24 protein-coding genes are annotated in these 22,461 nt (G+C 66.6%); 12 read left to right on the top strand and 12 right to left on the bottom strand.

Features of this window, described 5'->3' with window-relative positions:
- Window positions 1-29: 29 nt before the first annotated feature.
- The 4 genes from KQ297_RS02420 to KQ297_RS02435 all read right to left on the bottom strand — a co-directional run bounded on the left by KQ297_RS02420 (window position 30) and on the right by KQ297_RS02435 (window position 5,123).
- Window positions 30-1,208, bottom strand: coding sequence for a transaldolase (locus KQ297_RS02420; protein WP_259738024.1), 1,179 nt, complete (start codon window positions 1,206-1,208; stop codon window positions 30-32).
- 65 nt (window positions 1,209-1,273) lie between these two features.
- Window positions 1,274-3,073, bottom strand: a complete 1,800-nt coding sequence (locus KQ297_RS02425) for a penicillin-binding protein 2 (protein WP_259738066.1) — start codon at window positions 3,071-3,073, stop codon at window positions 1,274-1,276.
- 59 nt (window positions 3,074-3,132) lie between these two features.
- Window positions 3,133-3,642 (bottom strand): hypothetical protein, encoded by a 510-nt coding sequence (locus KQ297_RS02430; RefSeq protein ID WP_259738025.1) that lies wholly within the window; start codon window positions 3,640-3,642, stop codon window positions 3,133-3,135.
- A 59-nt stretch (window positions 3,643-3,701) separates the two neighbouring features.
- The gene (locus tag KQ297_RS02435) at window positions 3,702-5,123 is read right to left on the bottom strand and encodes a CPBP family intramembrane glutamic endopeptidase (RefSeq protein ID WP_259738026.1); all 1,422 of its coding nucleotides are present in this window, start codon (window positions 5,121-5,123) and stop codon (window positions 3,702-3,704) included.
- A 105-nt stretch (window positions 5,124-5,228) separates the two neighbouring features.
- Between KQ297_RS02435 and KQ297_RS02440 the strand changes: the two genes are divergently transcribed.
- Both KQ297_RS02440 and KQ297_RS02445 read left to right on the top strand, forming a co-directional pair.
- The gene (locus KQ297_RS02440) at window positions 5,229-6,578 is read left to right on the top strand and encodes a histidine phosphatase family protein (protein WP_259738027.1); all 1,350 of its coding nucleotides are present in this window, start codon (window positions 5,229-5,231) and stop codon (window positions 6,576-6,578) included.
- Window positions 6,578-7,843 carry a dihydroorotase gene (locus tag KQ297_RS02445; protein WP_259738028.1) on the top strand — a complete coding sequence of 422 codons (1,266 nt, stop codon included), beginning with the start codon at window positions 6,578-6,580 and terminating at the stop codon, window positions 7,841-7,843. Before KQ297_RS02440 ends, KQ297_RS02445 begins: the two co-directional genes overlap by 1 nt.
- On the opposite strand, the gene lepB is transcribed toward KQ297_RS02445, so the two are convergent.
- A complete protein-coding gene (gene lepB, locus KQ297_RS02450; RefSeq protein WP_399251042.1) occupies window positions 7,785-8,570 on the bottom strand; it encodes a signal peptidase I in 786 nt (261 codons plus the stop codon). The two genes, KQ297_RS02445 and lepB, sit on opposite strands and share 59 nt — an antisense overlap.
- 119 nt (window positions 8,571-8,689) lie before the next feature.
- Here lepB and KQ297_RS02455 point away from each other — a divergent pair, with 119 nt between their 5' ends.
- Window positions 8,690-10,213, top strand: a complete 1,524-nt coding sequence (locus KQ297_RS02455; protein ID WP_259738029.1) for a hypothetical protein — start codon at window positions 8,690-8,692, stop codon at window positions 10,211-10,213.
- Here KQ297_RS02455 and KQ297_RS02460 read toward each other — a convergent pair.
- Both KQ297_RS02460 and KQ297_RS02465 read right to left on the bottom strand, forming a co-directional pair.
- A complete protein-coding gene (locus KQ297_RS02460) occupies window positions 10,140-10,550 on the bottom strand; it encodes a Spx/MgsR family RNA polymerase-binding regulatory protein (protein WP_259738030.1) in 411 nt (136 codons plus the stop codon). The two genes, KQ297_RS02455 and KQ297_RS02460, sit on opposite strands and share 74 nt — an antisense overlap.
- Window positions 10,547-10,909 (bottom strand): (2Fe-2S)-binding protein, encoded by a 363-nt coding sequence (locus KQ297_RS02465; protein ID WP_259738031.1) that lies wholly within the window; start codon window positions 10,907-10,909, stop codon window positions 10,547-10,549. Before KQ297_RS02465 ends, KQ297_RS02460 begins: the two co-directional genes overlap by 4 nt.
- Before the next feature lie 129 nt (window positions 10,910-11,038).
- On the opposite strand from KQ297_RS02465, the gene KQ297_RS02470 reads away from it, so the two are divergent.
- On the top strand, window positions 11,039-11,722 hold the full coding sequence (locus KQ297_RS02470) for a class I SAM-dependent methyltransferase (protein WP_259738032.1): 684 nt from the start codon (window positions 11,039-11,041) through the stop codon (window positions 11,720-11,722).
- Here the strand turns inward: KQ297_RS02470 and KQ297_RS02475 are convergent.
- The 3 genes from KQ297_RS02475 to KQ297_RS02485 all read right to left on the bottom strand — a co-directional run bounded on the left by KQ297_RS02475 (window position 11,707) and on the right by KQ297_RS02485 (window position 13,222).
- Window positions 11,707-12,234 carry an inorganic diphosphatase gene (locus KQ297_RS02475; RefSeq protein WP_259738033.1) on the bottom strand — a complete coding sequence of 176 codons (528 nt, stop codon included), beginning with the start codon at window positions 12,232-12,234 and terminating at the stop codon, window positions 11,707-11,709. The genes KQ297_RS02470 and KQ297_RS02475 overlap by 16 nt on opposite strands.
- Window positions 12,161-12,568, bottom strand: a complete 408-nt coding sequence (locus KQ297_RS02480; protein WP_259738034.1) for a hypothetical protein — start codon at window positions 12,566-12,568, stop codon at window positions 12,161-12,163. Before KQ297_RS02480 ends, KQ297_RS02475 begins: the two co-directional genes overlap by 74 nt.
- A gap of 180 nt (window positions 12,569-12,748) precedes the next feature.
- A complete protein-coding gene (locus tag KQ297_RS02485; RefSeq protein ID WP_259738035.1) occupies window positions 12,749-13,222 on the bottom strand; it encodes a hypothetical protein in 474 nt (157 codons plus the stop codon).
- A gap of 184 nt (window positions 13,223-13,406) precedes the next feature.
- Between KQ297_RS02485 and KQ297_RS02490 the strand changes: the two genes are divergently transcribed.
- The 4 genes from KQ297_RS02490 (at window position 13,407) to KQ297_RS02505 (ending at window position 18,199) form a co-directional block, all read left to right on the top strand.
- On the top strand, window positions 13,407-15,236 hold the full coding sequence (locus KQ297_RS02490; RefSeq protein ID WP_259738036.1) for a proline--tRNA ligase: 1,830 nt from the start codon (window positions 13,407-13,409) through the stop codon (window positions 15,234-15,236).
- Between the two features lie 28 nt (window positions 15,237-15,264).
- Window positions 15,265-15,747: a photosystem II protein Psb27 gene (psb27, locus tag KQ297_RS02495; protein ID WP_259738037.1), complete on the top strand. Its 483-nt coding sequence runs from the start codon at window positions 15,265-15,267 to the stop codon at window positions 15,745-15,747.
- Between the two features lie 131 nt (window positions 15,748-15,878).
- On the top strand, window positions 15,879-17,198 hold the full coding sequence (locus KQ297_RS02500) for an adenylosuccinate synthase (protein WP_259738038.1): 1,320 nt from the start codon (window positions 15,879-15,881) through the stop codon (window positions 17,196-17,198).
- A gap of 2 nt (window positions 17,199-17,200) precedes the next feature.
- Window positions 17,201-18,199: an adenosine kinase gene (locus KQ297_RS02505; protein WP_259738039.1), complete on the top strand. Its 999-nt coding sequence runs from the start codon at window positions 17,201-17,203 to the stop codon at window positions 18,197-18,199.
- Here KQ297_RS02505 and KQ297_RS02510 read toward each other — a convergent pair.
- On the bottom strand, window positions 18,135-19,007 hold the full coding sequence (locus KQ297_RS02510) for a precorrin-6A/cobalt-precorrin-6A reductase (RefSeq protein WP_259738040.1): 873 nt from the start codon (window positions 19,005-19,007) through the stop codon (window positions 18,135-18,137). The two genes, KQ297_RS02505 and KQ297_RS02510, sit on opposite strands and share 65 nt — an antisense overlap.
- Before the next feature lie 48 nt (window positions 19,008-19,055).
- Between KQ297_RS02510 and KQ297_RS02515 the strand changes: the two genes are divergently transcribed.
- Window positions 19,056-19,553, top strand: coding sequence for a single-stranded DNA-binding protein (locus KQ297_RS02515; protein ID WP_259738041.1), 498 nt, complete (start codon window positions 19,056-19,058; stop codon window positions 19,551-19,553).
- Window positions 19,554-19,565: 12 nt separating this feature from the next.
- Here KQ297_RS02515 and KQ297_RS02520 read toward each other — a convergent pair whose 3' ends face one another.
- Complete coding sequence (locus tag KQ297_RS02520) at window positions 19,566-19,832, bottom strand: hypothetical protein (protein WP_311133973.1); 267 nt, start codon at window positions 19,830-19,832, stop codon at window positions 19,566-19,568.
- Between the two features lie 29 nt (window positions 19,833-19,861).
- Between KQ297_RS02520 and KQ297_RS02525 the strand changes: the two genes are divergently transcribed.
- The 3 genes from KQ297_RS02525 to KQ297_RS02535 are packed head-to-tail and all read left to right on the top strand — an operon-like array spanning window position 19,862 to window position 22,459.
- Window positions 19,862-20,437, top strand: a complete 576-nt coding sequence (locus KQ297_RS02525) for a DUF2854 domain-containing protein (RefSeq protein ID WP_185465222.1) — start codon at window positions 19,862-19,864, stop codon at window positions 20,435-20,437.
- Window positions 20,434-21,351 carry an acetylglutamate kinase gene (gene argB / locus KQ297_RS02530; protein WP_259738042.1) on the top strand — a complete coding sequence of 306 codons (918 nt, stop codon included), beginning with the start codon at window positions 20,434-20,436 and terminating at the stop codon, window positions 21,349-21,351. The genes KQ297_RS02525 and argB overlap by 4 nt, the downstream gene beginning before the upstream one ends.
- Window positions 21,344-22,459 carry a DUF3153 domain-containing protein gene (locus KQ297_RS02535; RefSeq protein ID WP_259738043.1) on the top strand — a complete coding sequence of 372 codons (1,116 nt, stop codon included), beginning with the start codon at window positions 21,344-21,346 and terminating at the stop codon, window positions 22,457-22,459. The genes argB and KQ297_RS02535 overlap by 8 nt, the downstream gene beginning before the upstream one ends.
- Window positions 22,460-22,461: the final 2 nt, after the last annotated feature.

Below are 22,461 nucleotides of genomic sequence, written 5' to 3' on the forward strand. Positions count from 1 at the left end.
TGGCCTCGGTTGTGCAGCCAGTCTGCAGCTCAGGCGCCGACGGCGGAGAGGGCCAGGGGCGCACCAAGGCCGCCGCGGACGTCTTCGGGGACCAGCCTGCCGTCGTGATCGGTGTCGAGGGCGTCGAAGACCGCATCGCTGCCCAGCCATTCCTCGCGGGTGATGCAGCCATCGCCATCCATGTCGTTGAGCAGGAAGATTTCCTGGGCGGCATGGGCAAAGGCGGCCTCGCCTTCCAGCTCGGCCAGCCGATGGGCCAGCTGGGCCTCGAGGGTCTCGATGGCCTTGCTGAAGCCGCGGATGCCCTCATCGAGCTTTTCGGTAGCCATGCGATCGGCGGCCATGGCGGCATTGAAGTCGCTGAACTCCAGGCTGAATTGCGCCTCGGTGGCCGCCGGGTTGCCTGGATCGAGCTTGCGCGGCAAAGGGGCTTCGGTGCGGCGCAACTGATCCAGAAGCTTGGGTGAAATCGTGAGCAGATCACAACCAGCCAGCTCGATGATCTCTTCGATGTTTCGGAAGCTCGCCCCCATCACTTCGGTGCGATATCCGTATGTTTTGTAGTAGTTGAAGATCTTGGTGACGGAGATCACGCCGGGATCTTCAGGGCCTGGGTAGTGCTCGCGGCCGGTGTCATGCTTGTACCAATCAAGGATACGACCAACGAATGGGGAGATCAGGGTGACACCGGCCTCGGCGCAGGCCACGGCCTGGGTGAAGCTGAACAGCAGGGTGAGATTGCAGTGGATCCCCTCTTTCTCCAGCGCTTCAGCAGCCTTGATTCCCTCCCAGGTGGAAGCGATCTTGATCAGCACGCGCTCCTTGCCGATGCCGACCTGCTCATAGAGACCGATGAGTTTGCGGGCCTTCTCGATGGTGGCCTCGGTGTCGAAGCTGAGCCTGGCGTCCACCTCGGTGGAGACCCGCCCGGGCACGATCTGGAGAATCTCCTTGCCGAAGGTCACACAGATTTCATCGAGGGCTTCGAGCACCACCTCCTCAGCGGGTGCCGCTGCACCGATCACCTGCCTGGACGCCTTGAGGGACTCATCGATCAACCTCTGATACAGCGGAATCTGGGCGGCCGCCAGGATCAGGGAAGGATTGGTGGTGGCGTCGCGGGGGGTGAACTGCTTGATCGCTTCCAGTTCACCGGTGTCGGCAACGACCACCGTCATGGCAGAGAGTTGATCGAGCAGGTTGGGCATGTCTCCATGCATCAGCATCTGGGCTGGAGGCTAGCCAGGCACAGCCGGGCCCAGCCCGTGAGTCCTCAACCCCGCACCGTTGGCTGAGCAGCTTTTGGCTTGCCGCTGCTGGGTGGCACTTTCTCGAGCACGAGCAGGGCTTCGATGATCTCCTTGGCCGCCGGAACAGCCACCGTGGAGCCATAGGCGTTGCCCCCCTGGGGTTCGTCCACCACCACCAGCACCACGTAGCGGGGATCGTCGATCGGCAGATGGGCCACGAAACTGGTGATTCGTGCACCCGGAATGTAGACCCCATTGCGGGCCTTCTGGGCGGTGCCTGTCTTGCCGCCGATGCGGTATCCGTCGACCTGAACGCCCTTGCCGCTGCCCTTCTCCACCACGGTTTCCAGCCAGGCCATCACCTGCTTGGTGACGGCAGGTTCCATCAACGGCAGACCTCGGGCGGCAGGGGCTGGGGCCAGGCTGTCGCCGGAGCGCAGGCCACGGGTGATGTGGGGGCTCACCAGCTTCCCGCCGTTGGCCAGCATGGCGTGCAGTTGCAGAAGCTTCAGGGGCGTGAGAGAGAAGCCCTGGCCGAAGGCGGCGGTGGCGGGCTCGATCGGCTGGGTGGTGAACTGCTCACGGGTCTTGAGCTCGCCGGCCACGGCTCCGGGCAGGTCGGTGTCGGGGATGGTGTCGATGCCGATGCGGCGCATCCACTCCCAGTAGGTGGAGGGCTTGAGCAGCCGCATGGCCTGCACCATGGCCACGTTGCTCGAGACCTGAAGGACGGTGGCGAAATCGAGGATGCCGTTGGCCCGTCGATCGTGGTTGAAGATCGGCCAGCCTCCGATCGTGAGCTGTCCCACGTCATTGACGGTGCCGTTGGGCTTGATGGCCTTCTCCTGCAGGGCGATCGCCAGGTTGATCGGCTTGAAGGTGGAGCCTGGCTCGTAGAGATCCTGCACCGACCATTCCCGGAACAGTCCTGGGGAGAATTTCCAGAAGTTGTTCGGGTCGTAACTGGGGCTCGAGGTGAGCGCCAGCATCTCGCCATTGCGCACATCCATCACCATGGCGGATCCCCGCTTGGCCTTCCACTGCTTCAGCTGTTTGGCCAAGGCCTGCTGGGCCACCTGCTGCAGGCGGGAGTCGAGGGTGAGCTGCAGGCGCAGATCGTCGGTGTAGAGAACTCCGGCCTGCAACCCATCGGGGAGGGGCGTGCCATCCGCCCCTCGGCGCATCTGACGAACACTTTCCTGGCGACGCAGGTCCTTGTCACGGCTCTGCTCCAGGCCAGCCTGAGCGACCCGCTCCAGGTTGAGGAAGCCGACCACATTGGCGAACAGCTGAGCCTGGGGGTAGATCCGCTGGGGATAGGGCTCAAGGTCGAGCCCGCTGATTCCAAGCTCCCGAAGGCGGCGGGCGGTTTCTGGATCGAGATCGGTGACCAGCTTCACCCCGGATTTGCGGCCGCCGATGGTTCGCATCAGATCGGGCGCAGGCACCTGCAGCACCTCGGCCAGCTTCTCGGCGGTCTCGGAGCTGGTGCGGATCAGGTTTGGATCATCCCCGGGGAAATTGAAGTAGCGGGGATGGGCCCAGAGGGTGAACCGTTCCTCATCAAGGGCGACCAGTCGCCCGCGACGATCGACGATCGGGCGGCGCTTGCCGATCGGCTTGGTCTTCTGGGTCTGGATCGCCCTGGCGCGCTGCTGAAGGCGATCGCCTTCCTTGACCTGCAACCAGGCCATTCGGCCGGCCAGACCCACCAAGGCCAGGCAGAGGGTGAGATAGACGGTGAGAAGCCGCCCAGCAGGAACCGGCTGAAGCTGGATCACCCTGCGACGGCCGGAGCGCTGAGAGTCCAGCTGCGGAGGGATCCGTCCGTCTCCATGGAGCGGAATGGGAGAGGAGGCCTTGGCGGAGCGACGCACCACCCTCAATACCCGGCCTGGACGGTCTTGGGATCAAGACTGACACTGCGCAGGTCAAGGCCGATTCCCCGGGGATCGAGCGACTGAATGCTGAAGGGAGTCGCGGCCGGCCGAGCAGGGGTGGCCGTGGGCTCGGGTCCCGAGGCACTGGCGCTGGGTGAGGGCAGGTGGATCAGGCGCTGAAGGCTGGTGGGCACCAGCAGGCCAGGACGGCGGGCCATGGCCAGATGGTGCTGCTCCAGCACGGCTGTGGATTCCAGCAGGCGGTGCTCCAGGACCTGAGTGGACTCCAGCCGCTCGAAGCTGCGGGTCCATTGCCCCTGCCAGTGAAGCGTGAGCGCGGTGAGCCCGACCATCGACACTCCGAGCGCCACCAGCAGACCATCGGAAACCCTGTGCAGCCCCGCCAGCCAGGGGGCCTGACGCACCATGCGACGGGCAGAGAAGGAGCCCTGGATCAGCTCGAGCGAACGGCGGGTCCTGAAGAAGGGCTGGGGCGACGGAACGGCGACCACCGGAACCTGACGAATCTTCGCAAGTGAACCATGGGGCGCAAGGGGCAGCAAGCCATCGATCAGCGGGCCAGCAGGAGCAGGTTGGTGAAGGTGAGTGCGTTCCAGAGGGCATGCAGACCCACACACGCGCTCAGGCGACCACTGCTCAGGCGCAGCCAGCCCAGTCCAAGCCCCAGGGTGAACAGGGCGGGGAATTCCCCGAGGCTGAGGTGGGCGATGCCGAAAACCGTGCTGCTGATCAACACCGCCTGCAGGGGCCCCAACTCCCGCCCCACCACCGGCAGCAGCACCCCACGGAAGATGGTTTCCTCGAACAGAGGTGCCAGCACGATCGCCGTGAATCCGAAGCAGGCCAGAGTGAGGCCGCTGTCGCTGCGCAGCACAAGCTCCAGCAGAGGATTGCTGCCACCGGCATCACTCCACAGGAGCTGCTGCAGCCAGCCCACCAGGCTCACCAGGGGGAGCACGATCAGCAGGTACTTCAAGGCTTTGCGCAGGCCCGACGCCACCGGCCGCCAGCGGAACTGCAGCCAGCCCTCGGCTGGAGCCTCCCCCAGGCCCCGCAGCAGCAGAGCGAGGATCAACAACGGTGCGGTCATCAGGCCGAGGTACATCGTCAGCACCGTGATTCCATCGGCCAGGGGAGGTTTGATCGCCAGGGCCGTCAGGGCGGAGCCCAGAAGGGGCGCCAGCAGCACCGGGGTGAGCACTTCCCCGAGCAGGACGAACCCTCCGGCGATCAGCAGCACCACATCGATCACACCCAGGTCGGGACCGAGCAACTGGGGCAGGGGCGCCTGCTTGCCGCGCCAGCGCAACCAGACCTCCCGCAACAGCAGCGCCACCCCCGCCAGCAGCGCAAGGGCGGGCAGCAGAGAGATTCCAATCAGCTGAAGAAGGGCCCGCCGCTCGGCGTCCGGCTCGGAGCAGTTGCTGCCGCCCCCCAGCACCTGACAGCCGAGCCGGCTCAGCAGAGGGTCCTCAGCCACAGACTGCGCGGAACCACTGGGCGCACGTTCGGGCTGGGGCAGCCGCAACAGCTGCTCGATCAAGGCCTGATCCTGAGCTGGGGCCTGTTGTTGCAGTTTCAGCAGCAGTGGACGGGCGGCCGCCACCTGGCCCTGACGCAGGTGCAGAAGCGCTCGCTCCAGCTGGGTCAGCCGGGCTTCCTGCTCCCCGGCGGCCTTGGAGGCCTCGGACGCGGCCGTGCTGTCGTCGCCGCTTTCGGCCTGGCGAATCAGTTCGGCCAGCAGGAGAGCTTCCGGATCCTCGCCCACCAGGATCGGCCTGAGCGACGGAGGCACCGCAGGGGCCGCCAACGCACTCAGCTCCAGTTGCCGCCGGGTCAGGTCGTTGCCCACGGAGGGACGATCCAGACTCTCCAGCAGCCCATTGAGCCAGAGCAGCAGGCTCAGCACAAGGCTGACCATCGCCAGGCCCACCTTCAGGGACCCAGCCCGCCCACGCCCTGCTGCTGCCACCCCGACTCCTCCCGATCGCCCGATTCTCCCCCGAGCCGGAGTCTCGCCACGGGACGACCAGGGTTCCCTCCCAATACGATGGCGGCGCTTCCGGCTCCAGACCCCGTGCCCCTTCGGCTTCTGCTCGTCCGTCATGGACTCAGCAGCTTCAACAGTGAACGCCGCATTCAGGGCCGGGACGATCTCTCCTCCCTCACCGAGGAGGGGACGCGACAGGCACGCCTCACCGGCGCGGCACTGGCGGACCTCCAGATCGATGCGGCCTACAGCTCACCGCTCAGCCGCGCCACCGCCACCGCCGCCCATCTGCTGGAGGCCCAGGGGGGCGGACTCACCGCCACGCTCGATGACGACCTGCTGGAGGTGGATCTCTCCCCCTGGTGTGGCCTTCGGGGGGTGGAGGTGGAGGAGCGCTTTCCCGACGCCTACCGCCTCTGGAGGGAGGCTCCCGAATGCCTGGAGCTGGAGCGTCCCGACGGCACCCGGTTCAGGCCGATCCCGGAGCTGATGGACCAGGCCCGCCGCTGGCTGGATCGCCTGGAACGCAAGCATCTTCAGGCCTCCGACCAGCAGACCTCAGCCACCGTGCTGGTGGTGGCCCACAGCGCCATCCTGCGCTGCCTGGTGCTGCAATTGCTGGGGCTGCCCGCCAGCCGCTTTCAGGGCCTCCGGCTCGACAATGCGTCGCTCTCGGTGTTCAACCTGCTGCCCCTGCCCGATGCTGGCCTTCAGGTGCAGATCGAATCGCTCAATGTCACGGCGCACCTCGGCCATGGTCTGCCGCCGAAAGGAGCAGGCGCGCGCCTGCTGCTGGTGCGCCACGGCGAAACCGACTGGAACCGCCAGGGCCGCTTCCAGGGGCAGATCGATATCCCCCTCAATGCCCATGGCCAGGCCCAGGCCAGCTCAGCGGCCGAGTTCCTCAGGGACGTGCCGATCCAGCGGGCCTTCACCAGCTCGATGGCAAGACCAAGGCAGACCGCCGAAGCGATCCTCACCGCCCACCCCGAGGTGCCCCTCAGCAGCCGGGAGGGCCTGGTGGAGATCGGCCACGGCCAGTGGGAGGGTCGCCTGGAGCAGGAGATCACCGAGCAGTGGGGGGAGCTGCTGCTGCAGTGGAAGCAGGCGCCCCACACCGTGCAGATGCCCGATGGCGAGAACCTTCAGCAGGTCTGGGATCGCGCGCTGGCCTGCTGGAGAGCCATCGCCGAGGGCCTGGAGGCTGAGGAGACCGCCCTTGTGGTGGCCCACGATGCCGTCAACAAGACGATCCTCTGCGCTCTGCTGGGCCTCTCCCCTGCCGACATCTGGATGGTCAAACAGGGCAATGGCGGGGTCAGCGTGATCGACTGGCCGCCTCAGGCCAGCAGCGGGAGGCTGCCGGTGGTCACCTGCTTGAACCTCACCACCCATCTGGGGGGGGTGATCGACCGCACCGCCGCAGGCGCTCTCTGATGACGACACTCCTGCTGCAGGACATCCAGCTGCTGCAGGGGTCTGATCAACCGCTTGAACGCAGCGATGTGCTGCTCGAGGACGGGGTGATTTCGGCGATCGGCTCCAGCGCCCTGGAGGGGGCCAGGGCGCTGGGCCTGACGGCACGGCCCGGCGGCTCCTGGCTGCTGGCCCCTGCCTTGGTGGATCCCCACAGCGTTCTGGAGGAGCCTGAAGACGGACGCGCCGAAACCCTCGAGAGCCTGATCCGTTCAGCCGCAGCGGCTGGCTATGGCACGGTTGCACTGCTGCCTAGAGCCCGCAACTGGCGCGATCGCCCCGAGTGCCTCCGCCTGGCTGCGCCGCCCCCCTTCGAGCTGCCGCTCTGGGGTGGGTTCAGCCTCTCCGGCCGAGGAGTGGATCTCTCCGCCCATGCCGATCTGCTGGCGGCCGGCGCGATCGGGCTGGCGGAGGAGGGAGATCTACCCCCCCTGGCCCTGGTGGAGCGAGGGTTGAGTATCGGCGAAAGCGGTGACCGACCGGTTCTGCTGGCACCGCGTGACGCCAGTCTTGATCGGGGCGGCTTCGTGCGCGAGGGGGTCGAGGCTCTGCGGGCCGGCTGGCCCCTTGATCCGGCGCTGAGTGAAATCATTCCATTGCAGAGCCTTCTGACGCTGGCGGCCTCCCTGCCGCAGGTGCGGCTGAGACTGGCGAACGTCTCGACCGCCGCCGGGGTGAAGCTGCTGCGGGCTGCTGATCCCGCCCCGTTGGCCACGGTCTGCTGGTGGCACCTGGTGACCGACAGCGGCAGCCTCGATCCCGTGGCCGAGGGATGGCGACTGGTGCCGTCCCTCGGCACACCGGATGATCGCCGCGCCCTGGTGGCGGCCCTCTCCGATGGAGTGATCAGCGCAGTAGCGGTGAACCATCAACCGCTGGATCCAGAGGAACAGCTTCTGCCTCTCGACCAGCGTCGTCCTGGTCTGGCTGGCCATCGCTACGTCTTACCGCTGCTGTGGCAGCAGTTGGTTCGCGATCAGGGCTGGAGCCCGGCGCAGCTCTGGCGGGCCCTGTGCTGGGGACCTGCGCGGGTGCTCGACCTGGAGGCGCCCAGGCTTGATGTGGGCTCCAGGCGATGGATCCTGTTCGACCCCGACCAGGAGTGGACTCCCAGCGCGGATGGCTATGCCTCCAAAGGGGCCAATCAGCCCTGTGGGGGCCTGCGGCTCAGGGGGCGGGTGCTGGCGACGGGGTTGCTGCCCCGACTTTGGCTGGGGCCTCGCTGAGGGGATCCGGGTCCCCCAGGGGGCCCGTGCGGTCGAGAGGCCAGAACCGGTAGAAGGCCCGACCGATGATCTCCTTCTGGGGCAGGAACGCACCACCGGGCCAGAACCGTCCGTCCCAGCTGTTGGCGCGGTTGTCTCCGAGGACCAGCACGGCCCCCGGGGGCACCACGGTGTCGAGGGTGCGGCAGGGACCGATTCCCTGGCTGTCGATCGGGCAGAGGTTGCTGACGTAGGGCTCGCTGACTGCCTGGCCGTTGATGCTCACCTGACCGCGCGGGTTGACCACCACCCGGTCGCCGGGGATCGCCACCACCCGCTTGATGTAGGCATCGCAGGCGGGCTGCTGCAGGCCGGGGATCGAGCCGATCAGGGGAAGGTTCACCAGCAGACAGCTCAGCGGACCGGAGCTCTGATTCGCCTGCAGGGCGGGATCGAAGTGAAAGGGGGAGTGGAAGACAACGATTTCTCCCCGCCTGGGTGCTCGGCTGCGGAAGCTGATCTTCTCCACCAGCAGGCGGTCCTGGATCTGCAGGCCGGGCAGCATCGATCCGGACGGGATGAAGCGGGCCTCCAACAGAAACTGGCGAATCCCCAGGGCCACCGCCAGGGTGAGCAGCACGCTGCGCCAGAACGCCCAGGAACTTTCGGTGCGCTGCCCGGCGTGGCCCTGGTCGGAATCAGGTGTCCCCGCTGGTGTCGTGGGTGAAGGGGAGTCCTCGGCGCTCAATGGTCTCCTGCTGGGGAAGCGGTCTCCAGCCTGTCGTGTGCCGGCTGGAGCCGGCCACCTTAGGGCTCCGGAGCGGGGGAGTTCTGCTGCCTACCCTGGTTCGATCGACGCTGTTCTCCATGGTTCGGCCGCGCTGGCATCTGAGGTCATCGGTGGCCAGCAACCGCCTTGGACACCGCTGGGATCAGTTCGTGGCGCTCTGGGCCACGTTCAACCTGCTCTGGGTCTGCTTCGACATCAGCTACGTGCCCCTGCGCACCTTCTGGCTGCAGCGAAATCTCTATCCGCTGCCCTCGGCCCCACTGGTGCTGCGGCTCGGCTTTCTCCCCGATATCACCCCGCTCTACGACCCGGTCAAGGGAATCGAGCCCCACCGAGAGACCCAGGCCTACCTGGATGCCTTCGATCGGATGGATCGTGCCCTGCTGGCGGGCTCCCCGGCTGGCGACCTGCGGGAGCGGCAGGTTGCGATGACAAGGGCGATGATCGATGACAACCCTTTTCTGGCCTCGGGGAACTCCGGAACCCTGGAGAAAATCAAGAACCGCCTGCGGGAGAGGGCCGACCTGGATTCAGCCAAGCAATCGGCTGAAAAGCTTCTCGGTGACGAGTGGCTGAAGCGCCAGTCCTGGAACGAGGAGCGGCGCTTCTGGCAGCAACAGGTGTTGCCACTGGTGGCCACCAACTACTGGCGATCGATCGACGAGAACGGCCGTCCCACCGACGACTTCTGGCGCATCGATCTGTTGCTGTTCCAGAGCGTCTTCCTGGCGGACATCCTGTTGCGGGCCGCACGCCTGCGTCGCCGGCTTCCTGGCCTGAGCTGGGGTGATGCCCTTCTGCGTCGATGGACCGATCTTCCCCTGTTGATGCCGTTCTGGCGCTGGCTGCGCCTGATTCCGGTGGTGGAGCGTCTCCAGACCAGTGGCCTGGTGAACATGGAACCACTGCGGGCGGTGGTCAGCCGCGCGGTGGTCGCCCTGCTGGCGGTGGAGCTGTTCGAGGTGCTGGCCCTGCAGCTGATGGACGGCGCCCAGGGGGTGATCCGCTCTCCCCAGTGGCCTGAGCGGATCCGTCGCCTTCGCAGCCATCAGACCGTGTCGATCAACGACGAGCGTGAGCTGGTGGAACTGACACGCATCTGGGGTCCACTGCTGCTCAGCCAGGTGGGCCCCCGGATGGCACCCCAGCTGCAGGCGGTTCTGGCCCATGCGCTCCAGCAGTCCCTGCAGTCGATGGTGGTACCACCCGGGCTGCGCCAGCTCCAACTGTTGATGCAGGTGGAAAAGGAACTCACCCAGCAGCTGGCCGCCGGGCTGGTGGACAGCCTGATGGAGCTCTCGCGTGGAGCAGGGTCCCGGCTGCAGCAGCAGGACAACCGCCAGATCGATCTGTTGCGTGACTGCGTTGATCGCTTCTGGGACGAGCTGGCCGAGGCCCTTGAACATGGGCCGGTGCTGGAGCGGAGTCAGCAGCTGGTCTGTGCCCTGCTCGAGGAGCTCAAGTTGACTTACCTGGGCCAGATCAACCGCACGGGGATCGATGCCCTGATTCGTGAGCTGGATCAGCTCACGGTTCCACCTGCGACCCCAGGGGACGGGGACTCAGAGACTGTTGCCAGATCTGAGGATCAAAGCCGATGAGCACCCTGCCATCGTCGGCCACCAGAAGCGGTCGGCGGATCAACTTTCCGTCAGCGGCCAGGGCAGCGATGGCCTCCTCTGGAGACATCGCCTTGACCCTGCTGGCTCCCAGGGCCCTGTAGCTGGCTCCGCTGGTGTTGAACAGCCGGCGGGGATCAGGAAGGCCGGCCCAGATCTGCTGGAGTTGCTGCTTGGACGGCGGCGCCAGGGTGATGTCCACCAGGTCAACCTCGATGCCCTCGGCGGCAAGCCAGCTCAGGGCCCGGCGGCAGGTGGAGCATTTCGAATAGCTGTACAGCCGTGGACGATCTCCTCTGGAGTCGCCAGCCGGACTCACTTCCGCCCGACCAGGGATTTCAAGGCGCCCACCAGGCTGTTGGAGCCTTTGCCGACGGCGGCATCCGGACGGGTGCGCACAGTCACGTCGCCATTGACGCTGGTGCGACAGCTGAGGCGGTAACTGGCAGGGCGGTCGGCCAGATAGACCTGCTCGACATCGCTGCGGGGGGAGAGGTTCTGAGCGCCTTCGAGCACTTCAACCACGCAGGTGCCGCACTGACCCAGACCGCCGCAGTTGTTGAGATTGTTCAGACCCTTGTAAGGGTTGATGCCGGCATCAAGAGCCGCCTGGCGCAGGTTGGCCCCCTCGATGCAACCAACCTTCTGGCCCTCATTGTCGAAGCTGATGGTGGGCACGGGTCGCAGAGGCTACAGGCGCGAACCAACCTACCTGCCCAGCGGGCCTTGGGGATCCGCCTTGCAATGGTTGTTGGTCCAGCGGAAGCACTGCCGCTGCCTACGATCCTGCAGAGCACGGACAAGGCCATGGCTGCACCGACCGGCGGCGAACTTTCCGGGTATGACCTGGTGGTGCAGGGGCTGATCCCCGGGTACGCCAGCCTCGCCCGTCTCTCGGTGGCCCTGCTGGCGGCCTCGCCCCTGGCTGGACCGAACGGAGCGGAGGTGCTGGTGGCCGGCTGCGGTACCGGCGCCGAGCTGGTGGAGGCCGTGGCTCAACGGCCCGACTGGCGCCTGAGCGCGATCGACCCTTCCAAGGCCATGCTCAGTGCTGCCCAGCAACGTCTCGGCCCCCTGGCGGAGGGACTCAACTGGCTTGAGAGCACGGTCGAGGATCTCCAGGGTGAGGCCTGTTTCGATGGGGCTCTCTCGGTGCTGGTGCTGCAGTCTCTCCCCGATGACGGCAGCAAACTGGCCTTTCTCTCCGCTCTGGCTCGCTGCCTTCGGCCCGGGGGGCAGCTGGTGCTTGTGGATCTGATGCGTCCGGCCCTTCCTTTGCTGGAAGACCAGATGGCGGAGGCCTGGCTCGGCTTCCAGAGGGCTTCGCAGCTGCGGGCTCCCCTTGCCTTGCTCGAGCCGCTCACCCATGGGGCGCACCCCGTGGGTCTGGCCCGGCTCACGGCTCTGGTGAATGCCGCCGGGTTCGGCGATCCGGCCCGCGTGTTCCAGGCCCTCGACTACGAGGGATTCCTGCTTCAGCGCTCTCCCTGATCGGAACGGGCTGCCTGGATGCAGCGCTCCAGCAGGGCAGGCACGGCACCGGCGTCTTCCCAGCCGATGATCTGCACCGGTCGACCGGCCAGATTCTTGTAGGTGCGGAAGAACTCGGCGACGTCCTCGAGCTGATTGGGCGCGATCTGGCGAATGCTGCGCAGACTGCTCTGGCGGCCATCGGCCTCCGGCACACAGAGCAGTTTCCCGTCATGGGCACCGCTGTCGATCATGTCCAGATAGCCGATCGGCCTGGCGGTGATCAGGCAGCCGGCGAAGGTGGGCTCCTCCATGATCACCATGGCGTCGAGGGGCGCTCCATCCTCGGCAAGGGTGTTGGGCACAAAGCCGTAATCGAAGGGGTAGCGGACCGAGGAATGAAGCACCCGATCAAGCTTCATCAGGCCGGCAGCGCTGTTGTATTCGTATTTATTGCGGCTACCGGCGGGAATTTCCACCACCAGATTCACCAAACCCTGGGATGGGGAGGCGGCCAGGCTGCTGATGTCCACGGCTGATGGGAATGACGAAGTGGGGATCAGCTCTGAAGGCGTTGCGCTCCAGCAGGACGGCCGCCACCGGAACGATCAGAGCCAGCAGGGCAATGGTGGCTCCCAGCAGCGGCGAGCCTGGATCCAGAAAGCTCTCCGGACTGTCAGGGTCCTCACCGGTTTCGGCCGTTGGTGTGGCCACGGCTCCGGGTGACGCTGAGCCTGGTTCCAGGGTTGAGGCGATCGAGACCAGGCCGGCGGCCATGGCGATGGGAGCAGAGGCCGACGAAGGGTGAACAGCCGAGGATGTGGCGTAAGCGGTGCTGGTGCCGGTTCGCGGAGGTTCGGAATCCATGGAGAGGGATGAGGGAGCAGCTTCGGGGAACAGATCAGGCTTGGCGGACAGGCCGTAGCTGCAGCTGAACCGGGAAGCAGCATTGGCCAGGGATTCAGAGAACGAGATTCCCCGGCCCATGCCAGTGCCTCAATCAATATGCCATTGATGGGCTCCTGCTGCAGCCCGGGCTGTCTGGATTCAGGCAGCAGGACGGGACTGGCCCAGCTGATCCCTCTTGTCGCTGAGCACCGCGGGGGGGTGATCGATGCCCTGAAGGCTGTGGCGGATGGCCTGCAGCTCCTGAAGAATCGAGCTGAGCAGCTGCTGCGTGGCCGTGGAGGGAGAGTTGAGCACCTCCACGGTCACTTCCTTGATACGCAGCACATCCCGGGCGAAACGAGCCACCTCGTTGGGGTGAAACAGCAAAGCCTCTTTCTGGTCGGTGCGGTATTCGGGGTTGAGCTTGCGGGGATTGAAGGGAGGGTTGAGGTTGCGTGGATCGGTGTTGGTGTAGCGATACACCGAAGCACGCGAACGATTCAGCGCTTTCTGGACCTCGTCGATACCGATCAGACCTTCAGCCGACTCGGGCTCTGGACCGGGAAGCTCGCTCGGCCAGGATCCCACGGTCGGAGGGAGCTCACCGCTGGAGCCGGCCGAGGGTGCAACCATAAGACTTATTTTGGACGGCTGGGACTGCATGCCGACGCTAGCAGAGAAAGTCTGGCTGGCCAGGCCACAGGAGCGAATGCCGCTCGGTTCGGTGATTAAACCGGCCACGGCCCTGATCGGCAAGACCCAGGCCCCCGGCGAGGCTCAGTGATAGGGTCCCAGCCCTCTGAAGCGACTGCATTCCATGCGCGTCTCCCGCCTGATGCTGGTGACGCTGCGCGACGATCCCGCGGAAGCGGAGATTCCCTCCCACAAGCTCCTCCTGCGTGGTGGCTACATGCGCCGGGTGGCCTCGGGGGTGTACGCCTACCTCCCTCTGCTCTGGAGGGTTCTGAGCAAGATCTCGGCGATCGTGCGCCAGGAGATGAACGCCACCGGCGCCCTGGAAACCCTGCTGCCTGCCCTGCAGCCCGCCAGCCTCTGGGAACGCAGCGGACGTTGGCAGGGCTACACCGCCGGGGAGGGAATCATGTTTCATCTGGTGGATCGCCAGGAGCGCTCCCTGGGCCTTGGCCCCACCCATGAAGAGGTGATCACGGCTCTCGCCGCCGATCTGCTGCGCTCCTACAGGCAGCTGCCGGTGAGCCTCTACCAGATCCAGACCAAATTCAGGGATGAAATCCGGCCCCGTTTCGGACTGATGCGTGGGCGCGAATTCATCATGAAGGATGCCTATTCCTTCCATGCCGATGAGGCTGACCTCAGGCTCGCCTACCAGCGCATGGATCAGGCCTACCGCCGCATCTTCAGCCGCTGTGGACTTCGCACCGTGGCTGTGGAGGCAGACAGCGGTGCCATCGGCGGCTCCGCCAGCCAGGAGTTCATGGTCACCGCCGAAACCGGCGAGGATCTGATCCTCAGCAGTCCGGATGGGCGCTACGCCGCCAACCAGGAGCGGGCCAGGTCACTGCCGGAACCCGCCGTGCCGCTCAAGAGCACCGGCGAGGTGGTCGAGCTCCAGACACCCGGTCAGCACAGCATCGAGGACCTCTGCGCCGCCCATGGCTTCGAGCCCAGCCAGACCGTGAAGGTACTGATCCTGCTGGCCCGCAGCGCCGAAGGCCAACCGAGGCCGGTGCTGGTGAGCCTGCGCGGCGATCAGCAGCTCAACCCCACCAAGCTCGCCAACGCCGTCACGACTGCACTGGGGGAAGCCGCCGGGGCCCTGCTGGAGATCGAGCCGATCACCCCCGAGCAGATCCGCAGCGAGGGACTGCCCCCCTGGCCCCTGGGCAGCCTGGGTCCCCATCTGGGCGATGCCCTGCTGGCGGGAGCCCGCAGCTGGCAAATGAGCTTCCTGCGCCTGGCGGATCCCACGGCGGCGGAGCTTGAGCTCTTCGTCTGCGGCGCCAACCGGCCCGACACGCACCTGGTGGGGGCCCGCTGGTCGGACCTGGGCGAGGGACTCCCGCCCGTGGCCGATCTGCGCGCGGCCCAGCCGGGTGATCGCTGCTTCCAGGATCCCAGTCAGCGCCTCGAGGCCAGCCGCGGCATCGAGGTGGGCCACATCTTTCAGCTCGGGCGCAAGTACTCCCAGGCCCTGGAGGCCACGTTCACCAATGAGCAGGGCCAGGATGAGCCGCTGTGGATGGGCTGTTACGGCATCGGTGTGTCACGCCTGGCCCAGGCCGCCGTTGAGCAGCACCACGATGGGCTGGGCATCTGCTGGCCGGTGGCGATAGCCCCCTTTGAGGTGATCGTGGTGGTGGCCAGTGCCCAGGACTCCGTCCAGGTGGCTCTGGGAGAACAGCTCCACGACGCGCTTGAGCAGGTGGGCCTCGAGGTGCTGCTGGATGATCGCAACGAACGGGCCGGTGTGAAGTTCAAGGATGCCGATCTGATCGGGATCCCCTGGAGGGTCGTGGTGGGTCGCGGCGCCAGTTCCGGACTGGTGGAGCTGGTGGAGCGCTCGAGTGGCAGCAAGCGCGAGTGTCCCGTCACCGAGGTGGTGGCCGTGATGCAGCAGCACATCGAGGCCGATCGCCTGGGTTTGGCAGCGACGGGGAACTCCTAAGATCCCCCAACCACGTGTGGAGATGCTGATGACTGTTGTCTGGAGGTCCTTCTCCCAAGCCATTCGCACTGCCCTGAGATCATCCCTGGGGGATCTGCTCTCCGGCAGCTGGTGGAGCCGGACTCTCACGCCTCTGCTGGCGATCGGGCTATGCCTCAGCCTCTCACTCACCGCCTGCGGCAGCGCCAGCAACAGCTTGAGTGGCTCCTACGTCGACGACACCATGACCGTCGCTGAATCGCTGCTGGGAACCATTGCGCTCAGCCAGGATGATCCGGGCCGTGCGGAAGCCGAAGCCGAGGCCCGCGTCTTGATCAACGATTACGTGGCTCTGTACAGGCCCAAGTCCCGGGTGAACGGACTGCCGTCGTTCACCACCATGCAGACCGCCATGAACTCCCTGGCTGGGCACTACACCAACTACGCCAACCGTCCCTTGCCTGAGGCGCTCAAGACCCGCCTCGAGAAGGAACTGAAGAAAGCTGAAACAACGGTGGTGCGTGGGACCTGATCACCGATCAGGGCATGCCGGACCCTCTGGAGTGCGGGGATCCAGTTTGATCGCAGACCCCGGCCCTTTGACGAAGGGGCTCGTCATCTGAGACTCTTGTCCCTTGTGCTTAGAAGCGGCTGCGGGCCGCTGTGTCCTTGGCCAATGTTGTCGTCATCGGTGCACAGTGGGGCGACGAGGGAAAAGGCAAGATCACCGATCTGCTGAGCCGATCCGCCGATGTGGTGGTTCGTTATCAAGGCGGTGTGAATGCAGGCCACACGATCGTGGTCGACGACAAGGTGCTGAAGCTGCACCTGATTCCCTCTGGAATTCTCTACCCCGACACCATCTGCCTGATCGGCTCAGGCACGGTGGTCGATCCGCGCATCATGCTCGATGAGCTCGACATGCTCGAGGACTTCGGCATCGACATTTCCGGGCTGAAACTGGCTTCCACAGCTCACGTCACGATGCCCTACCACCGCCTGCTCGACCAGGCGATGGAGCAACGCCGGGGTGAGCGCCGCATCGGCACCACCGGCCGGGGAATCGGCCCCACCTATGCCGACAAGTCGGATCGCAACGGCATCCGCGTGATCGATCTGCTTGATGCCGGTCGCCTGCGCGAGCGGCTGATGGGTCCCCTGGCCGAAAAGAATCTGATCCTCGAGAGGATCTACGGCCTTGAGCCACTCGATCCCGAGGAGGTGCTCAAGGAATATCTCGCCTACGGGGAGCGCCTGGCCCCCCACGTGGTCGATTGCACCCGCACCATCCACCAGGCGGCCCGCTCCCGCAAGAACATTCTCTTCGAGGGTGCCCAGGGCACCCTGCTCGATCTCGACCACGGCACCTATCCCTACGTCACCTCCTCGAATCCCGTCTCCGGGGGAGCCTGCATCGGGGCCGGGGTGGGTCCCACGCTGATCGACCGGGTCATCGGAGTGGCCAAGGCCTACACCACCCGTGTGGGCGAAGGGCCCTTCCCCACGGAGCTTCAGGGCAGCCTCAACGACCACCTCTGCGACCGGGGCGGCGAGTTCGGCACCACCACCGGCCGCCGCCGGCGCTGCGGTTGGTTCGATGGCGTCATCGGGCGCTACGCCGTGGAGGTGAACGGGCTCGATTGTCTGGCGATCACCAAGCTGGACGTGCTCGACGAGCTCGATGAAATCCAGGTCTGCGTGGCCTATGAGCTCGACGGCGAGCGGATCGACCACTTCCCCAGCAGCGCCGAGACCTTCGCCCGTTGCCGCCCGATCTTTCAGTCCCTGCCGGGTTGGCAATGCTCCACGGCGGACTGTCGCTCCCTCGAGGATCTGCCTGCCACCGCCATGGCCTACCTGCGCTTTCTGGCGGAACTGATGGAGGTGCCGATCGCGATCGTGTCCCTCGGGGCCCAGCGGGACCAGACGATCGTGGTGGAAGACCCCATCCACGGCCCGAAGCGGGCCCTGCTGAACGTTTGATGATGGGCAGCGACACACGCACGCTTGATGTCGTCGGCATCGGTAACGCCATCGTCGATGTGCTGGTCACCTCCGACGACGCCTTCCTCGAGGCCCATGGCCTGAGCAAGGGAGGCATGTCCCTGGTGAATGCGGAGCAGGCCCAGCAGCTCTACGCCGCTGCCGGCCCGGGGCTGGAAACCTCCGGCGGCTCCGCCGCCAACACCCTGGCCGGCCTGGCCCAGCTGGGCGGCCGGGCCGGATTCATCGGCCGGGTGCGCGACGACCAGCTGGGGGCGATCTTCAGCCACGACATCCGTTCCGTGGGGGCTCGCTTCGAGACCCCGGCCGCCCTTGATGGGCCCGCCACGGCCCGTTGCCTGATCCTGGTCACCCCGGATGCCCAGCGCACGATGTGCACCTATCTGGGCGCTTCGGTGGACCTCGACCCCGACGATCTGGACCTGTATCTGGTGCGCCAGGCCGGCCTGCTCTATCTGGAGGGCTACCTCTGGGATGGCGAGGCAGCCAAACGGGCCTTCCTCGCCGCCGCCGAGGTGATGCGCTCCGCCGGTGGCCAGGTCGCCCTCTCCCTCTCGGACGCTTTCTGCGTCGAGCGCCACCGGGACAGCTTCCTGGAGCTGGTGGATGGCCATGTGGATGTGCTCTTCGCCAATGAAGCCGAGATCACCGCGCTTTACCGCTGCAATGATTTCGAGGCCGCGATCGAGCAGGTGAAGGGCCGCTGCTCGATCGCCGTGCTCACCCGTGGAGCCCTCGGGTCGGTGGTGATCGGGGAAGGGCGTGTGCACCACATCCCTCCTTACGTGCTTGGCCCTCTGGTTGACACCACCGGAGCTGGTGATCTCTATGCCGCCGGCTTTCTCTGGGGGCTGTGCCGCGGAGAACCACTGGAGCGCTGCGGCCAGCTGGGATCTCTCTGCGCCGGTCAGGTGATCACCCAGCTGGGGCCCCGCCCGCGGGTCTCGCTGCCGGATCTGGTGACCAAGCACCTGGGCTGATCCCGCCGACCTGATCCAGCAACTCCTCCAGCGACCACAGCCGCGCCCCGGAGAGTGGCTCCTCAGGGCGCTTCAGCACCAGCAGGGAGAGACCAAGCTCAGCGCAGAGCTCCTGCCAGAGCCGCTCGGTCGCTCCCCCCGACTGGCGGCAGAGCACCGCAGTGATGCGCCACTGCTCCAGCAGGGCACGCTCGATCGAGCAGCCCTCTGCCCCTGGAGGCCCCGAGCCCGGCCGATGACAGGCCAGGGCCTCTGCCGGCAGGCCAGCGCCCAGGGCCAGTCGCAGGCTGGAGGGGGTAGGCAGGATGCGGGCGAAACTGGCCCGAGCGCCGGCCAGGGCCACGGCCTTGGCCAGATGGCGGGCCCCGATCGCCAGCAGCAGGCGTTCAGCGCCCAGATCCAGGTCGGCCAGGTCCTGCAGCTGGTCAAGCAGCGTCAGCCTCGATCCAGGCGGCTGCGGCACCGGCGGGCGCCAGAGACGCAGCAGGGGCTGCCCGATGCGGGCACAGACCGCCGCCAGATCGGCGCTGATGGCAGTGGCGAAGGGGTGACTGGCATCGATCACCCAGCGGAAGGGGGCCAGGGTGCCGCCCAGGAGTTCGGACTCGATCGCCTCGGGGCCGGCCAGAGCTCCCACACGCCCCAGCAGATGGGGGTGGGGTGCATAGGCCCGCAGGGCGTCCTCGTTCACCAGCGAAATTTGCACGCTCCAACCGGAGGCCAGCAGCCTGCTGGCCAGCAGGGGGCCCTCACCAGTGCCGCTCAGCAGCCAGATCGACGGCCGTCGTCCCGCCCTGCTGGCGGCCATGGGTTGGGTCGGTGCATCAGGATGGGGCCCGCTGTCGCCGAGGGGGTCGTGAATCACTGTTTGCTTGAGGTGGTGGTGCTGGAGGCACCCCAGGTGCGCTACACCCAGGACAACCAGACCCCGGTGGCGGAAATGGCCGTCCAGCTTGACGGTCTGCGCCCTGACGATCCCCCAGGGCAATTGAAGGTGGTCGGCTGGGGCAATCTCGCCCAGGATCTGCAGAACCGGGTTCAGGAGGGGCAGCGGCTGATGATCGAAGGGCGGCTGCGCATGAGCACCATGACCCGCGCCGATGGCCTCAAGGAAAAACGGGCCGAGTTCACCCTCTCCCGTCTGCACCCTCTGATGGCCCAGGGCTCCAGCACGGCCCCGTCGATGGCCCCGTCGGCTCCATCACCCACGCCCAAGCCCGCTGGCGCCTCAGCGAGAGAGGTGTCTCGCCCCGCCGCGCCGGCCCCCAGGCCTGCTGCAGGGCCGCCCCCCACCTGGAACACCGCCCCGCTGGTTCCGGACCTGGCCGAGGACGACGATGAGATCCCCTTCTGAGGCAGGCCACCTTCAGCCTGGCTCGAGCCGCTGGCGTGCCTGGTCGATCAGCTGGCCGATCTCCCGCTCCAGCGCAGCGAGATCCAGCCTCAGCTCGGGCCAGCGCCCGGCATCGATCTGCTGCAGCAACCAGAGTCGGTCCTGGGTGAGCTGATCCAGAAGGGTGAGGGTGCTCGGATCAGACAGGGAAGGGTCCTGGGCTGATTGATTCGCACTGGGATCAGAATCAGGGCTGGGGTGATCCATGGCCTCAGGCAACGGCTTGGCAACAGTGGCCATCCTGGACCGCGTTGCAGGAAGATGGCCACATGGAAGCACTCACATCACCCGGCAGTCTGCTGACCATCCTTGGCGCGGCACTGACGGTGATCGGTTCGATCGCCTATGCCACCGACAGCCCCAACATCAGCCTCGCCGGCGTGTTCTATGGCGTTCCGGTCTTGCTGGGGGGCCTGGCCCTGAAGTCGTCGGAGCTGCCTCCGGCGACCCGGCTCACACCTGCATCGGAGCTGCGCGAGCTGCGGGAGCGCCCCGAGAGCGAACCGCTGCGCAAGCTGCTCAAGGACGTCACCCGTTGGCGATATGGCCAGAAAGCGCATCTGGAAAGCTCCCTCGAAGCGCTCAAGCTCTGGAACGACGACCAGCCCCCCGAACTGGTGAGTGTGGCTGAGCAGGATTGCGACGGCGGCTACGGCCTGGTGCTCCACTTCCGCTGCCATGGGGTCCCACCGGAGCGCTGGCAGGCGAAGCAGGAACGGCTGGGTCGCTTCTTCGGCCCGGGCTTGCGCGCCGAGCTGCGCGCGATCTCCGAATCGGACCTGGAGCTGAGCCTGCTTCCCGCCACCGATGTGGCCGAGCCCACCCCAACCCCCACCGTCTCTTGAGCCAGGACCCCGTCATCAGCGCAGAGGACACTCTGCGGGTCTCGGTTCTCAGCGAGGCACTTCCTTACATCCAGCGCTTCGCCGGCCGCCGGGTGGTCGTCAAGTACGGCGGTGCGGCAATGGTGCGGGAAGATCTGCGGGATGCGGTCTTTCGCGATCTGGCCCTGCTGGCCTGTGTGGGAGTTCAGCCCGTGGTGGTCCACGGCGGAGGGCCGGAGATCAACCAGTGGCTCCAGAAGCTGAAGATCCCTGCCGAATTCCGTGATGGGTTGCGGGTGACCGATCCCGACACCATGGATGTGGTGGAGATGGTGCTGGTGGGCCGGGTGAACAAACAGATCGTCAACGGCCTGAACCGGGTCGGCGGCCGGGCCGTCGGGCTTTCCGGCTGTGATGGCTCACTCGTGGAAGCGCGCACCTGGGGAGAGGGCTCCCATGGCCTGGTGGGGGAGGTGGCTGCGGTCAACCCCGATGTGCTCGCCCCCCTGTTGCAGAGCGGTTACATCCCGGTGATCTCCAGCGTGGCAGCCAACCCCAGTGGCCAGGCCCACAACATCAATGCCGACACGGTGGCCGGGGAACTGGCGGCAGCCCTGCAGGCCGAGAAGCTGATCCTGCTCACCGACACCCCTGGGATCCTGCAGAACCGGGAGGATCCCTCCAGCCTGTTGCGCCAGATCACCCTGCCTGAAGCCCGGGAGCTGATTCGCACAGGCATTGTCAATGCCGGCATGACGCCCAAGACCGAGTGCTGCATCAGGGCTCTGGCCCAGGGGGTCGGCGCGGCCCACATCCTTGATGGCCGGGTGCCCCATGCCCTGCTGCTGGAGGTGTTCAGCGATGCCGGTGTCGGCACGATGGTGGTGGGCAGCAGCCGTGCAGCTGCGCGTAAGGGTCCGCCCAGGCGTGGCTGAGGACCTCCTGGCGCCGGCACAGGCTGCCCTGGAACGCGGGGAGTATGGCCGTTGCCTTCGTTTGCTGGAGCCGATCGTGGCCGCCCATGCCATCACGGCCCCCATGGGCGGGCGAGCGCGGATGCTGATGGCCACAGCCCTGATCGGCCAGGGAGAGACCGAGCGGGCCGCCAGCTGCATGCGTGGTCTCAAGGCCTGCGCCGATCCCGACCTGCGCCGTCAGGCCCGCGACCTGAGCCTGATTCTTGAAGCCCCCAGCCTGAAGCGACCGGACAACTGGTCGCTCACCCTGCCGGCGATCGGAGGGGTGGAATCCCTGCAGCAACGGGCCCTGCCCAGGGCCCCGTCCCGCCCGGACAGACGCCGGCCTGAGCCACCACCGCCACCACCGGTCGGTCCCACCCGGGCACCGTTCGGTTTCGCCGTGGTTGTGCTGGCCACACTGCTGCTGCTCACCGGCCTGCTGGGGGGTTGCCTGAGGATCGAGACCGACCTGGGCTTCGCCGGGCCGGGCCGGCTCGAGCTGACCCAGACCCTCACCAGCGCCAGTGGGCGCTGGCTGCCCTGGCAGCGACAGTTCGCAGGCACCCTCGCCGCCGATCCCGACCTGGCCCGGATCAGGCTGTCCCAGGATCCGGATCAGGGACGCCTCAGCCTCAGCAGCGGGGTGGTGTCCTCGGCCCAGGCGGCTGCCCTGATGCAGCGTCTCGCCAAAGACGCGGGAGATCTCACGGGCACCAGGCTTCCAGCTCCGGAGTTGTCACTGAAGGAGCACAACTGGTTGCTGGGGGTTCGTCAGCAGATCGGCTTCGAGCTGGATCTTCGCGGTGTGCAGCCCTTGCCGGGCCTGAGCATGACCTTGAGGCTCAGCTCCGTTGGGGAACAGGCGGTGCGCAGGGCCAAACCCCGGTCGGTGGTGCCGGAGCGTGATGGGCTTTGTTGGCCCCTCGAGCTGGGGGCCCTCAACCGGCTGGAGCTGCGGAGCTGGCGCTGGAGCTCCCTTGGAGTGGGCAGTCTGCTGATTGCGAGCCTGCTCGGTCTCAGCCTGCTGCTGCAGCGCCTGCGCCGGCAGGCGGGATTCGGCTGGCCCGAGCTGCCCTCTCCATAGGG

Source organism: Synechococcus sp. CS-205 (assembly GCF_025128255.1).
Classification (GTDB): Bacteria; Cyanobacteriota; Cyanobacteriia; order PCC-6307; family Cyanobiaceae; genus Regnicoccus_A.

What these genes read in the sequence shown, in the direction of transcription:
- KQ297_RS02420 (WP_259738024.1), bottom strand. Translation starts at nt 1,208, where the DNA reads ATGCCCAACCTGCTCGATCAACTCTCTGCCATGACGGTGGTCGTTGCC.
- KQ297_RS02445 (WP_259738028.1), top strand. Translation starts at nt 6,578, where the DNA reads ATGACGACACTCCTGCTGCAGGACATCCAGCTGCTGCAGGGGTCTGAT.
- KQ297_RS02455 (WP_259738029.1), top strand. Translation starts at nt 8,690, where the DNA reads ATGGTTCGGCCGCGCTGGCATCTGAGGTCATCGGTGGCCAGCAACCGC.
- KQ297_RS02470 (WP_259738032.1), top strand. Translation starts at nt 11,039, where the DNA reads ATGGCTGCACCGACCGGCGGCGAACTTTCCGGGTATGACCTGGTGGTG.
- KQ297_RS02480 (WP_259738034.1), bottom strand. Translation starts at nt 12,568, where the DNA reads ATGGATTCCGAACCTCCGCGAACCGGCACCAGCACCGCTTACGCCACA.
- KQ297_RS02485 (WP_259738035.1), bottom strand. Translation starts at nt 13,222, where the DNA reads ATGGTTGCACCCTCGGCCGGCTCCAGCGGTGAGCTCCCTCCGACCGTG.
- KQ297_RS02490 (WP_259738036.1), top strand. Translation starts at nt 13,407, where the DNA reads ATGCGCGTCTCCCGCCTGATGCTGGTGACGCTGCGCGACGATCCCGCG.
- psb27 (WP_259738037.1), top strand. Translation starts at nt 15,265, where the DNA reads ATGACTGTTGTCTGGAGGTCCTTCTCCCAAGCCATTCGCACTGCCCTG.
- KQ297_RS02505 (WP_259738039.1), top strand. Translation starts at nt 17,201, where the DNA reads ATGGGCAGCGACACACGCACGCTTGATGTCGTCGGCATCGGTAACGCC.
- KQ297_RS02510 (WP_259738040.1), bottom strand. Translation starts at nt 19,007, where the DNA reads ATGGCCGCCAGCAGGGCGGGACGACGGCCGTCGATCTGGCTGCTGAGC.
- KQ297_RS02520 (WP_311133973.1), bottom strand. Translation starts at nt 19,832, where the DNA reads ATGGCCACTGTTGCCAAGCCGTTGCCTGAGGCCATGGATCACCCCAGC.
- KQ297_RS02525 (WP_185465222.1), top strand. Translation starts at nt 19,862, where the DNA reads ATGGAAGCACTCACATCACCCGGCAGTCTGCTGACCATCCTTGGCGCG.